Raw genomic sequence first — 12267 nt, forward strand, 5'->3', positions numbered from 1 at the left:
ATCACCCGGCCTTGCCGCTCGCGCTGCCGGCCTCGTCCTCGATCCGGTATCGGCGGATACCGTCCTTGCCGGTTTCGGAGATCAGCCTCAGGCCGAACTTCTTCCTGACCGTTCCCGACAGGAAGCCGCGCACCGAATGGAGCTGCCAGCCTGTGGCCTCGGCAAGCTGGGCGATCGTCACGCCCCTGACCAGACGCAGCTTCTTGAGGACTATATCGGTCTTTCTCTGGGCAGGGACAACGGCCCTTTGAGGCCGCTGGGTTCGGCCGTCACTTGCCGCTGCGGCGACGGCCGTTCCTCGCTCCTCAGCAGTGCCCGTCCGCGAGTCAGACCTTCGCTTCTCAGGCTTGGGCTTTCTGGTAGCCGACTTTCCCGCTACGGATGCGCGGCCTCCGGGCTGCTTTCGTTCCCGGCTTCCTGGCTTGCTCCTGCTTGTTTCTGCAACGCCTGTCCGTCATCCGCAACGGCGTCCTCTCTGCTAGCAGGGGCGGACCTGATGATATCGATCAATGTCATATTTGCTCTCCGTCGGTTCAGCTACCGGACCAACCGGCGCCTGTACTGACGAAAGCCCGCGATCCGGGCTGACTGTGAGTCTCAGCAGAGGGAAGGCGATTGGGCGATCTCCCTTTACTGTCAATGCTATCTTTGCTTCGTTTATCACCGAAGTATAGAAATAAAATTTATCATTTATAATATTTTATTTCATATTTACCAAATACATTCTCTCTTTTGAAGTCGTGTTTTCAAGTTTTTCTTTCAAAATATATTTGTTTATATATCAATATAATTGAGTTTTTATAATAAAATATTTTGTTTTGATATTGCATATATTTAATTTCTATAATTGCAAGACGTATGTGTGTTTCATGATTAGAATGAGATGACAGCGCCCTTGTCAGGTGATTTGCGCACGCGACGGGTCTGTGCGGTTGCGCATCAGCTAATGCCGGCGACGTTGTCTGCCGATCTGGTCCGTATTGCACCTCCCGCTGCAAGTATTTCGGCAGGAAAATCCATCTGCGCCATGAGGCCATGCGGTGCTTTGTTCAGGAGTTCGATCGTACCGCCATGTGCCCGCACGATGTCATCGACAATCGAGAGTCCCAGTCCGAATCCACTGCGGCCGGCCGATGTTCGTGCTGCATCGACCTTGAAAAAGGGTTCGAGCACGCGGGTACGTAAATCGTCGGGAAGGCCCGGGCCGTCATCAACAACGCATATTCGCACGGTCCCCTTTTCGACGGCCGACAGCTCTACCGAAATCTCCTGGGCAAACTTGGTGCTGTTCTCGACAAGGTTACTGATCGCACGTGCAAGCGATCGTGGTTTGCAGCGGTAGGAAAAGCGTTCCGGTCCGGCGTACTTCACATTGAAACCTACGTCGGCAAAGTCGGAACATACGGTTGTCAGCAGGCTGGGCAAGTCAGCGTTGACGGGCTTCTCGGTTGCCATTTCCTTGCTGAAATAAGCGAGCGTATCGTTGAGCATGCCGCTGAGAGCGGAAATATCTTTCAAAAGCGCCGCTTTCAACTCCGGCTGAGTCGAGCGCTCCGCGCGCAGACGTAAACGCGTCAGCGGTGTACGGAGGTCGTGGCTTACGGCGCGCAACATACGCGTGCGATCATCGATCATGTGTCGCACGCGGCTGCGCATGTCATTCAGTGATTTGGCCAGCGTTCGAATTTCGGTGATCCCACCCTCGTCGAAAGGTCGGTCTGGCCCTTCGTCGGGCTTCAATGTTTCCGCAGCTTTAGCGAATTCAAGCAGGGGAGCCGTAATCATGCTTGCCGCATACAGAGAAAGCAGAACCACCGGCAAGACAACGCTCATCACCTGTAGTGCAAAACTGACTTGACGGTCGGTAATCCATGTATCAGGAGGAGCCGGCGAGGGTAGAAACGCCAAGGCCCGATCATCGCTGAACCCGACGAGAAGCACATTGTGCAATTCCCCGGAGGAGGTTTCCGCACGGAAAGCCATTGTGAATGTTGCAGGCAAGTTATCCCGGACGTGCCGACGAACATCGTCAGCGGGGATTTCCGCCTCGACCTTCTGCACAAGTTCCGCTGCCGACACAGCCTCGACTTGAAGCCAGGTTCTGGACATGGCGTCCAGGATCGCGGCCTCCTGCTCCGCTGAAACGGAAGCCCGGATCTGGTCGATGACCATCTCAATTTTCAAGGCCGTCGTCCGGGCATAGGAAACACTTTCAAAATCATCGCGCAGTACGAGTTCGGCAAGGGAACCCAGGATGACGAGGCCGATGACGGGGCCAATGGCCAAAGCCGTGATTTGTCGGCGGATCGATCCAAGCCGTAAGGGTGTAAACATCAGAAAACCTCGACTTTCGGGGTCAACATGCAGCCTCTTAAAGCGTCTTCAGTCCGATACCAGGCGTCCATCCTCAAAGGTGATAATCCTGTCGGCAAGATCGATAATGCGCGTGTCGTGCGTTACCATCACCGTCGACGTGCCACGCGTCTCCCCAAGCACCTTGAGCATCTGCACCACATAGAGTCCCGCATCCTTGTCCAGCGCGGCGGTCGGTTCGTCGGCGAAGACGATTTCCGGGTTGGATACAAGGGCGCGGGCGATGGCCACGCGCTGCTTCTGCCCGCCGGAGAGTTTTTCGGGCAGGTAGTCGATACGCTCTCCCAGACCGAGCGATTCCAGAATGTGAACCGCCGCGGCGTTTTGCTTGGCCATGTCGCCGCCCGGGCCATGTACCTGTAGCCCCATCAGTATGTTCTGCCGGGCGGTCAGGCTTTCGTGCAGGTTATGGGCCTGGAAGATGAAGCCGAGCCGGCGACGCAATACCTCCTGGCTGGCCTGGCTTGTGCCACGCGTCTCCTGACCCAACAGACGGATCGAACCGTCCTGCACGTTGCGCAGGCACCCCATGAGAGTCAGCAAGGTCGTCTTGCCCGAGCCGGAGGGGCCGCGCAGGATGGTCAAGGTGCCGCGTTCGATCGACAGCGACACGTCGAAGATCGCCTGAATCCGGGTTTCGCCAGCGCCGAACCAATGATTGACGCCTTGAAGCTGGATGGGTGGTTCGCCAGGGTTCATCATCAGAACAACTCCGCCGGTTCCGCCCGCCTGAGGCGAAGGGTCGCGAGCCAGCCCGACAGCGCACAGGCGACGAACGTGCCCGCAAGGACCGCCAGGGCCCGGCCCGGCGTCATGCCGAGCGGCAGGTCGGTTGCCATCGCCATCACCTCATAGATCCCGCTTCCGAGCACGACGCCGGGCACGAAGCCCAGGAAGGCAATGATCAGCGCTTCCTCGAAGACGATGCCGAGAAGGAAGCGGTGCGGATAGCCCATGGCCTTGAACGTGGCATATTCCTTCATATGAGCGGCGACATCTGTCGCGAGAACCTGATAGACGATGACCAGACCGACAAAAATGCCGATAAGAACGCCGATCCCGAATATGATGCCCATGGGCGCCTCGGTATTCATATAGTTCAGGTCGTCGGCGATCACCTGCGCGGTCGTGCGGACCTGGACATGCTCCGAGGCGAGGCGCTGCTTCAGCCGGCCGACCACGGCTGCCGTGTCCTGACCCGGCTTCACACGGACGAGGACATGGCTCGGCGTGCCGGACGTCCGCTGGGGGACGAGCCGCTGGAATGTCTGGTCCGACATGAAGAGCGCGCCATCGTAGCCGAAGCCGCTGCCGAGTTTGAAACTGCCCACCGCCGAAACGGCACGCCCATTGATCTCGAATGTCAGCGGCGTTTCGGGCGATACCTGCCCGATGCCCACGGCGTCCGCATTCTGATCGATATTCTGGAACGTGCCGTCGAGCAGCACGCGGTTGGGCAGCGAAAGCATTGCCAGTTGATGCCCGATCGTCTCACCCGCGAAGGCGCTCGTATCAGTCGCCATGCCATAGACGATCAGCGCCTTGGAAATGCCATCCGGCCGCTTCCACTCCATGTTGTCGAGATAAAGCGGGGTGGCATCGGCCACGCCCGGGTCGGCAAGGGCCATGTACATGACCCGCCGCGGCAAGAGCGCGGCGCTGAAGAGTTGCGCACCCGGCGGCGAGATGATGATATCGGCGCGGAAGGGCGTATAGGTCAGGTGGATGACGCTGGTCATCGACGCCACCACACCAAGCTGGACGAAGACAAGGAGATTGGCGAAGGCTATTCCCGCCACGGCCGCCACCAGCCGCATGCGGTTGTGGGTGAGTTGCAGCCAGCCGATGGGCGTGCGCCGGAGCAGGAGGTGCAACAGCCGCGTCATTCGGCTTCCATCCTTATCCTGCCGATGACCTCGAGATTGGTGTAGGAACGGGCGCGGGCCGAGGATTCGGCATCGAGAGAGACAGTCACCCGCACGACGCGCGCATCCGCGTTGGCGGCGGGCTCCGACGACATCACCGACTGGCGCCCGACGATCTGCCTGATCTGCGTGACCTTGCCCGTCAGGGGGGCCGGCAGCGCCTGTGCCGTCATGCTGACGATCTGGCCGAGTGCGACCTCTTTCACGTCGGTCTGATAGACTTCCAGTTCCGCCGTCATCTGCGAGATGTCGCCGATCGTCATGACGCCGATGTCCGATGGCTTCTCGCTTACGCGGGCGTGGAGTTCCAGCACGGTTCCCGCTCGCGGCGCGACGACCCGTGCGGAGGTGAGATCTTCGTTGGCGCGGGCCAGGTTGGCGCGGGCCAGATCGAGGTTGCGCGCCGCCAGCACGATGTCGGACTGGCTGCCTGTCTCGGCTCCGCTGAAACGCTCGACAAGGGCGCCGCTCCGGTCGAACTCGGCCCGCGCCTTGACGGCGTTCGCTCGCGCCTGCTCGATCAGCACCTGGGTCGTGGAACTGCGGGTGGCAAGCCTGTTCTGCCGCTCGAGCTCCTGGTTCGCGAGTGTCAGCGTCGCTTCGGCCGCCAGATGATTGGCTCGGGACTCCGCAAGGCTCGTCAGCATCGTTGCGCGAACCTGTTCCAGTGCGGCCTGCTGGACGGCGAGGTTGGACTCTGCCGAGACCTTTGCGGCGAGAAGTGCCGCCATGTTGTCCAGTTCCGCAATGATTTCTCCCTCTTCCACCTGTTGGCCTTCGGACACCATCAGCCGCGCGATGCGCGCGTCGCCCGCGCCATTGGGAAGCGCCACCGCCAGAATGCCGCCTTCCGGCACAAGGCGGCCGAGCGCGACGACATCGCGCGCTGACGCGTCGATCGTTGGTTGGCTCTCCTCGTGCTTCAGGACCGCCACGGTTGAGGGTTGGACAGGATCAAGCCCTGCAAGCTCAAGGATGGTGAGCAGGGCAGATTGCTGCAAATACATGCCGGCAACCGCGCCCAGGCCAAGCGACGATCCGGCCAGCAGCAGTTTTCGCCACCATGATCCGCGTTGGCCCGTCCGGCTGGAAGACGCCCGTGCATCCGCTTTCCCCGAGTCTTCGAGTGGCAATGCGACGCCGTTCTTGACCATTTCAATCATCGGCGTGACTTTTCCTTTGCCACGCCCAGCGGTTCGACAGACAGAGTCCCGCATGGAGACCCGATATCTGGCCGGAGGCGAAAGCCGCCCGGATTACACGCGCCACGCGACCGCACAAGTCGGATCGCAAAAGATCAATGGCGACAGGAAGGATCGCCGATCCGGGAATGCCGCCAAACGGTCCCTGCATGATTATTGCGTTGGCCAATGCAATAATCATGTAATGGACGGTCGCTGTAAATTGTAAGAAAGCAAGCTTGCCGGCAATGAGCGTCTTATAGGGTGTGGACTTCGTCACTTCCTGAATCGCGTTATCGGACATCGGCATCACCGGCCCCTCGTGCGATCGTTGAGCGATGTCTGCCGCGGGCTCTGCTGGTTCTGCTCTGGAGCTGGCTTGTCGGTCCAGGACGGCGGCATGCCGAGTTGCGACGCTGCCAGGTCCTTCAGTCCGGGCGCTCGACCGAACCTTTCGCAAGCCTGATATTTGTGTTTGCCGCCAAGGTTGGATTGCAGCTTCTGGGAGGACGGAAGCTTTGGGAGGCCCTTGAACGGTGTGTTGCCCGCAACCAGCATCTTGGAGAAGTCATCGCCGAAGCTGGCCGCAAGCGAATAGGCGTCCCCAATCTGCGAAACGCGCGGACTCGTGGTCAGGACGTTAGCGCCCTTGGCCCATACCATGGCACCCAACTGCTTCCCGTCCCTTGTGGTGGCTTCGGCCTCTACGGAAAGCCCTCCAAGTCCCATCGGCAGTCTCGGGACAGGCACGGGAACCACGAATGACGCCCCTTGCGATATCGCAAACGACAAACCAGCGACTGCAGGGTCGGTTGGTACGATCCGGGTAACGGTTGCGCGAACGACGAGATCGGCATTTTCTTTTTTGTCTACGACGACGAAACGATCGCTGACGCCAATGCAGAGGGCGCGGCTGATCACATTTGCCACCAGGGCTTGATCGGAGGATTTCTTGATGGATTGCGCGGCAACGGCTGATATCGTCGTTGGTTCGATATAGATGGTTTTGGTCGACGTGAGATCTTCGGAAACGACCTTGTATTTCGCTTTCGTCAATTGCCCTTCGCCTGGCGTCAAACCCTCGTAGGATTTCAATGAGTTCGCCTGTTCCAGCGGCACCGAGGCGCAGCCACCAACGACTGACAAAAGCGATGATGAGAGGAGAGCTGATTTAATCAGATGATGACGCGGCCGAACGTCTGCAGGACCGATGCGGGAATGTGACATTTCGTTTTCCTGTTGGATGATAGAGGGCGGGGCTATTGCCTCAGCCTGCTGTTCTCACGAGGCATTGAAATGTTCACCGGTCGCGAAGTAGTATTCTGCGAATAAATCTTACGATAAAAATCCTGATTGCCCAAGATGTAGATCGAATTTGTAGATTTTTGGATTTCATGGTCCAATCCTTATTTGAGAGTATCCAGAAGCATTAATCCTCATTTTGGTGTTGGATTGGATTTTCTCGTGTTAAGAATTGTTACACTAGCTCAGAGACACTGTCGCATTAAAGCAATTTCGAGATTTGTGTACGAAAGTGCAATTGCATGAACTATGCAGCAGTCGGCCACGAGCGCCACTGTTCCCTGATGCGGATCTTCACCTAAGCTACTTGGCTTGATTCCGATTGAGGTCGTGGCCGATCGACCAAACGCAGGTCAAATGAACATTGTCATATCGTAGAAACAAGCTGATGGCGTATTATAGATTGGAGTCCTGAGACATCTTGCTTCAAGCCCTAAGTGAGATTTCTAAGGAATTGTTGTTGCACGAAGCGGATCGAAAGGATCGGAACGCTTCGCGTATCAGGATCTCTTTTGTTCGACGCCATGCAGTTGCCGAGTCAGGCGTCGATGTCCTTCAACGTTTTCAAGCTGGGGCCTTTGCCAGCATCGTCGATTTTGAGGATCTCAGTTCAGACACCAGCCCGGAACGCCGGAGCATCATGCTTTCTCGACGGTGGGCGTGAACAGATAGCCGCCGAGGCGGACCGTCTTGATGAGCGACGGCTCCTTTGCGTTTGGCTCGATCTTCTGGCGCACGCGGCTGACATGGACATCTACACTGCGCTGGACGGGTCCGGCCGTGCCGGCATGAGTCAGCGAGAGCAGGTGCTCGCGCGTCATGACTTCTCCGGGGTTGGCACAGAACGCCAGTAGAATATCGAACTCCGCTGTCGTCATAAAGATCTCCACGCCTTGCGGATCGTGGAGCTTGCGGCTCACGGGATCGATCCGCCAGCCTGCGAAGGTCATGGCGGTCGGCCGGTCGCTGGTGCGATTGCCATAGGAAGCCCTGCGTAACAGGCTTTTGATACGCGCCAGAAGCTCGCGCGAGTTGAAGGGCTTGGTGACGTAATCGTCTGCACCAAGTTCCAGGCCGAGAATTCGGTCGATGTCCTCTCCCAGAGCCGTCAGCATCAGGATGGGTGTGATCGTGGAGGCGCGCAGCCGCCGGCAAATGCTGAAGCCGTCTTCGCCAGGCAGCATCGCATCCAGTACGATCAGGTCGACGCCGTGACGGCGCATAAAGCGGTCCATCTCCGTACCCGACTTGACCGCAGTGGCCTGAAAACCTCCTTCGGTGATCAGTTCGACCAGCATGTTGGCGATATCTCCATCGTCCTCGATGACGAGGATATGCGCCGTGGTCGAAGCGGCCGTCTTATGCGTTGCAAGCGCGCCCTGCATTGTTGCCTACCAAACTCCATCATGCATAACATCCGGACATTACTACCATACCTCGTCGACTACAAAGCAGCGAGGCACAAGTCTAGAAGATCGAAGCGAGTGAACCATGGCGTTGATTTCATTTGTAAAAACAACGCCAGCTGGCGCCTCAATTTCATCAAAAGTGAAATGTGGGAATGGGGCCCGCGTCCCGCGCCGCCAGCCTCTTGACCATGGTCTGCTCGCGAAAGAAGGTTCTGATCGGCTTCGCAGGGCATCCGCCCCAACGTTCGCCGGCTGGCACGTCGCGCATGACGCCCGATGCCGCCGCCAGTTGTGCGCCCCGGCCGATGTGGAGATGGCCAGCGATTGCGCTCTGGCCTCCGATCGCGACGAAATCCTCAATGGTTGTGGATCCGGCAATGCCGGCTTGCGCGGCGATCAGGCAATGACGCCCAATCTCGACGTTATGGGCGATCTGGACGAGGTTATCGATTTTCGTCCCGTTGCCAATCACCGTGTCGCGGCTGCTGCCGCGGTCGATGGTGGCGTTCGCCCCGATCTCGACGTCATCCCCGATGATAACCTTTCCCAACTGGACGACCTTGATATGCCCGCGCTCGGTCGGGGCAAACCCGAAGCCGTCCTGCCCGATCTGAACACCCGGATGGACGATGACGCCCGTGCCGACAACGGCATGAGTGATCGAAACGTGAGGACCGATGGAGGCATTCTCGCCAATGACCACGCCCGCTCCGATCACGGCATTCGCGGCGATCGTGCTTCCGGCCCCGATACGGGCCCCCTTGCCGATGACGACGCCAGGGTCGATGACGACACTCGCGCCCAGACTGGCGGTCGCGTGGACAGTCGCGCGGGAGGAGATTTCGCCCTCGGCGTGAATGGCCTGGGGCCGCAGTTCGTCAGGATACAGCTGAGCGAGAAGCCGGGCAAAGGCCACATAAGGTTGGGGAACCAGCAGGGCCACCGTTCCCCTCGGCACCTGATCCTTGAAGCGCTCGCTGACGAAACAGGCCCCAGCATGGGTCTGTCGAAGCTCCTCAACATAGCGCGCATGATCCATATAGGCGAAATCGGTTGCTGTCGCGTTGCGGAGCGCAGCAGCGCCGGACAGGTGAAAGTCGAGGTTGGCCCCGTCGGCAAGCGCGATACCGAAATGACGCGCGACGTCGCGTAACGATATAGAGGGGCCTGTCGGCAGTGCGCACTCTTCGTGGATTGGCATGACTTGTATCCGATTCCGGTGATAACGAAACTGAAAGACGACCTATCGGGATGGGCGGAGTCACAAATCCGCCAGAACCTCCGTCGAGCGATGCACCCTGACGAGAGAGAGCATGGTTCTTTCCTTTCCACAGCCGAATGGCGCGAAAATGTCCAGCTCCCTTAGTTCGGCACAAGAGAGCAGCTCAATCTCGATATCCCTCGTCAACATCCCCTGGCGATGAAGCGGACGCTTTTCAGGAACGCTTCCCTGTCGAAAAGCTCGTGACGCGGCCTTGTCCCGGATCTTTGCCACCCGCGGCTGAAGAGATGGATGTCGACGAGCGGCAGATCCGATATCGCCCGGATGGGGCCGGTCATCGCTGCGACAGTGATGACCGCGCAATGGCCACCAGTTTGAATTGCGTCTTCGAACTCGGGCAGGGAGGCTGTGCTGGTTACCGAAAAGCCCGAGCTTGTCAGCACGTCATTCAGAAACGCCAAGGCTTCCTGTTCGCCCGGCAAACAGATCAGCACCTGTTCGTGCACAGGAGCGGTCATGCGCATTGCAGTCGTCCTCATTCTTGGTGACTTCGATTCCTTGGTAACCAGGTTTGGGTGAATTGACGTTCTGTTTTGTTAAGTTTTGTTTCGACGTTATGTGGCCCGGGTGGCTCTCCCACAATTTGCGACGGACGCCGATATGCATGTGTCCTCAAAGAAAATCAACACTGCAATATTTTTTAACATCTCGAAACACTATCGAAAAGCCGTGATGGATATATTCGATACTGAAGACTTTAAATGAATCAGATTCCCGTTTTCTCGAAGCGGTAGGTCGCGTGAGTTGGAACACTATGAGTTTTATCACGAGAATCATGGCTGCGATCCTGTTGGCCTTTGTCGGCGCCACGGCCGCCCATTCCTCACCGGACATCGCGCGGCCGTGTCCATCTGACAGCCAGCAGTCGGCTTCCGAAGGAACGCCGTTGGATCTGACGGGTGTGGGCCGGTGGGAGTCTTGCGCGCTTCTCCTCGCTTCTGACGACACACTATTTCCACAGGAAATCAGGAAACCGCGACTCCCGGGCAGAGATGTGTGTGAGCCGGAGGACGCCATGCTGCAGGCGCGTCGGGCGGGGCTTCTCTACCCCCAGGTTCATCGGGTGACGTCGGCGTGGGTTGAAGTATGGGGGCAGCGTTACGGACGCGATGATCGGTTGGTGTTCGCCAACCGTGCCGGATGTCCCCGTGCTCCGCTCTGAGGAGAGGATCCAGGCGCGGCGGTCGACGGACTGCCCTTCACACCATGCCTAGCCGCGTCCGTTCAATTCTGCTGCTCTTGGCGCGTGGTGGGAAAGTAACCAGGACCCCCAACGGGTGAGGCCGCATGTCTTGCCGCGAACGGCGAGATCCAATTTTATGCTTTTCGAGGATTCAAGATGAGCGAAGCGACTACAATGAAAGCGGTCAAGAAGCGCATCGTGCTGCATTTTCCCGGCTTTGAAGCTTTGGACGCCTGTGCACATCATGCACGCTATGAGCGCTCCGCTCAGCAGACCGGAAAGTTATGGAATATCGGAATAATGGTCGGTTCGCTACAGTCAGCGGGGCATTCAAACTGCTTCGCCACCTATAGCAGAGGGTCCGAGTGGCAGACGGTAAGTCGTGTTCACGTTTTCGACCACAGCGATCTTGTTGCGCACCTCGAGAGCAGGCCGCTCTATAAGCGACTGCTCTCAGGCTTTCGCAGCGCGTTGAGTGTTGTCTTTCAGGGCGGCGCCACCGCCTATTTCATCCATGCGTGGCGCTTCGGCCTGTTTTTTATATTCCCATTCATCCTCGTTGTTTTAGCTATTGCAATTAGTATTGGGTTTACCGCATATCCATACTTTTTTGACATGCACCCGGTTCATTATATTTTGAGTATCATATGCGCTATTGCTTTCTTTCTTCATATATTTATTCCATGGTCGAAAAATTTGTACACCTTGCATCTTTTTTCCGACTGGGAACTGGCCGTATCGCTGGCCAGTCTGGACGAAGACCGTCTCAACCGGTGGCTTGAGGACCGCATGGCCTTGGTGCGGAAGGCTCTTGCCGAGGAGGCTGACGAGTATGTGATCAGTTCCCACAGCATGGGTTCCAGCATCGCAGTCCACGTGATTGGTATGCTGTTGGAGAGGGAACCGCAGCTTTTCGAAGGAAAGCGCGTTATCTTTGTAACGCTCGGAGGGGCGATCCTGCAGGTTGCGTTGCTTCGCCGCGCTGTTGCGCTGCGGAGGAGGGTCGGAGCAATCGCACGGGCGAAAGGAATAGTGTGGTTCGAAGTCCAGTGTCGGACGGACGCCATACATTTCTACAAATCCTGCGTCACGAAACTTACTGGCCATGCCGAGGTGGTTCAACCGCGCATCATCAGTATCCGCATAAAGCATATGCTTTTTCCCGAACGCTATCGGAATATCAGGAGCGACCTTTTGCGGATACATCGACAGTATGTACTGGGTGCGGATGTCCGTGCGCCTTTTGATTTCATCCTCCTGACTGCCGGCCCACTTCCGGCGGCTTCCTTCGCCGATTTCTCATGTACAAATTTGCCGAGTCTATAAACTAATCTGAATATAATATTATGTACATACTGCATATCATGCACATGATAAAGTGAAATTATCTGCTTATAATGACATTCCAATTGTTAATTTAAAATAGAAAATACAAATTTTAGAATTAATTATAACGATATTAATAAATAACATTGTGAGAATATAATAGTATATATTGAAACAATGACATTAATTTCAATGTGTAATTGGGGAATATTGCACGAACTGCTCTGGAAAGTATTCGGTAAACGCCAACACCCTTGCTTCAGTGTTAGTATCGCGGAGTTCCTTC

10 protein-coding genes and 1 pseudogene are annotated in these 12267 nt (G+C 57.1%); 1 reads left to right on the top strand and 10 read right to left on the bottom strand.

Annotated features, from left to right (window positions below; genetic code table 11):
• Nucleotide 1 precedes the first annotated feature (1 nt).
• From ACFFJ7_RS06525 to ACFFJ7_RS06570, 10 genes and pseudogenes are all read right to left on the bottom strand, one after another.
• Nucleotides 2-217: pseudogene (locus ACFFJ7_RS06525) on the bottom strand (DUF3489 domain-containing protein); the annotation flags it as partial.
• Nucleotides 218-939: 722 nt separating this feature from the next.
• Nucleotides 940-2334 carry an ATP-binding protein gene (locus ACFFJ7_RS06530; RefSeq protein ID WP_377591290.1) on the bottom strand — a complete coding sequence of 465 codons (1395 nt, stop codon included), beginning with the start codon at nt 2332-2334 and terminating at the stop codon, nt 940-942.
• Between the two features lie 48 nt (nt 2335-2382).
• Nucleotides 2383-3075, bottom strand: coding sequence for an ATP-binding cassette domain-containing protein (locus tag ACFFJ7_RS06535; RefSeq protein WP_377591292.1), 693 nt, complete (start codon nt 3073-3075; stop codon nt 2383-2385).
• A complete protein-coding gene (gene devC, locus ACFFJ7_RS06540; protein ID WP_377591294.1) occupies nt 3075-4259 on the bottom strand; it encodes an ABC transporter permease DevC in 1185 nt (394 codons plus the stop codon). Before devC ends, ACFFJ7_RS06535 begins: the two co-directional genes overlap by 1 nt.
• Nucleotides 4256-5452 carry an HlyD family efflux transporter periplasmic adaptor subunit gene (locus ACFFJ7_RS06545; protein WP_377591296.1) on the bottom strand — a complete coding sequence of 399 codons (1197 nt, stop codon included), beginning with the start codon at nt 5450-5452 and terminating at the stop codon, nt 4256-4258. Before ACFFJ7_RS06545 ends, devC begins: the two co-directional genes overlap by 4 nt.
• Before the next feature lies 1 nt (nt 5453).
• Nucleotides 5454-5789, bottom strand: a complete 336-nt coding sequence (locus ACFFJ7_RS06550) for a hypothetical protein (protein ID WP_377591298.1) — start codon at nt 5787-5789, stop codon at nt 5454-5456.
• Complete coding sequence (locus tag ACFFJ7_RS06555) at nt 5789-6706, bottom strand: DUF3313 domain-containing protein (RefSeq protein WP_377591300.1); 918 nt, start codon at nt 6704-6706, stop codon at nt 5789-5791. The genes ACFFJ7_RS06550 and ACFFJ7_RS06555 overlap by 1 nt, the downstream gene beginning before the upstream one ends.
• Nucleotides 6707-7419: 713 nt before the next feature.
• The gene (locus ACFFJ7_RS06560) at nt 7420-8166 is read right to left on the bottom strand and encodes a response regulator (RefSeq protein WP_377591302.1); all 747 of its coding nucleotides are present in this window, start codon (nt 8164-8166) and stop codon (nt 7420-7422) included.
• A gap of 157 nt (nt 8167-8323) precedes the next feature.
• A complete protein-coding gene (lpxD, locus tag ACFFJ7_RS06565) occupies nt 8324-9391 on the bottom strand; it encodes a UDP-3-O-(3-hydroxymyristoyl)glucosamine N-acyltransferase (RefSeq protein ID WP_377591304.1) in 1068 nt (355 codons plus the stop codon).
• 203 nt (nt 9392-9594) lie between these two features.
• On the bottom strand, nt 9595-9936 hold the full coding sequence (locus tag ACFFJ7_RS06570; protein WP_377591306.1) for a hypothetical protein: 342 nt from the start codon (nt 9934-9936) through the stop codon (nt 9595-9597).
• 893 nt (nt 9937-10829) lie between these two features.
• Here ACFFJ7_RS06570 and ACFFJ7_RS06575 point away from each other — a divergent pair.
• On the top strand, nt 10830-11981 hold the full coding sequence (locus ACFFJ7_RS06575) for a hypothetical protein (RefSeq protein ID WP_377592101.1): 1152 nt from the start codon (nt 10830-10832) through the stop codon (nt 11979-11981).
• The last annotated feature ends 286 nt before the right edge of the window (nt 11982-12267 follow it).

The organism is Pseudochelatococcus lubricantis (assembly GCF_042432495.1).
GTDB classification, from domain to species: Bacteria; Pseudomonadota; Alphaproteobacteria; order Rhizobiales; family Beijerinckiaceae; genus Pseudochelatococcus; species Pseudochelatococcus lubricantis.

Coding starts and splice junctions, on each gene's coding strand:
- ACFFJ7_RS06535 (WP_377591292.1), bottom strand. CDS start 3,075: ATGATGAACCCTGGCGAACCACCCATCCAGCTTCAAGGCGTCAATCAT.
- devC (WP_377591294.1), bottom strand. CDS start 4,259: ATGACGCGGCTGTTGCACCTCCTGCTCCGGCGCACGCCCATCGGCTGG.
- ACFFJ7_RS06530 (WP_377591290.1), bottom strand. CDS start 2,334: ATGTTTACACCCTTACGGCTTGGATCGATCCGCCGACAAATCACGGCT.
- ACFFJ7_RS06550 (WP_377591298.1), bottom strand. CDS start 5,789: ATGCCGATGTCCGATAACGCGATTCAGGAAGTGACGAAGTCCACACCC.
- ACFFJ7_RS06560 (WP_377591302.1), bottom strand. CDS start 8,166: ATGCAGGGCGCGCTTGCAACGCATAAGACGGCCGCTTCGACCACGGCG.
- ACFFJ7_RS06570 (WP_377591306.1), bottom strand. CDS start 9,936: ATGCGCATGACCGCTCCTGTGCACGAACAGGTGCTGATCTGTTTGCCG.
- lpxD (WP_377591304.1), bottom strand. CDS start 9,391: ATGCCAATCCACGAAGAGTGCGCACTGCCGACAGGCCCCTCTATATCG.
- ACFFJ7_RS06545 (WP_377591296.1), bottom strand. CDS start 5,452: ATGGTCAAGAACGGCGTCGCATTGCCACTCGAAGACTCGGGGAAAGCG.
- ACFFJ7_RS06555 (WP_377591300.1), bottom strand. CDS start 6,706: ATGTCACATTCCCGCATCGGTCCTGCAGACGTTCGGCCGCGTCATCAT.
- ACFFJ7_RS06575 (WP_377592101.1), top strand. CDS start 10,830: ATGAAAGCGGTCAAGAAGCGCATCGTGCTGCATTTTCCCGGCTTTGAA.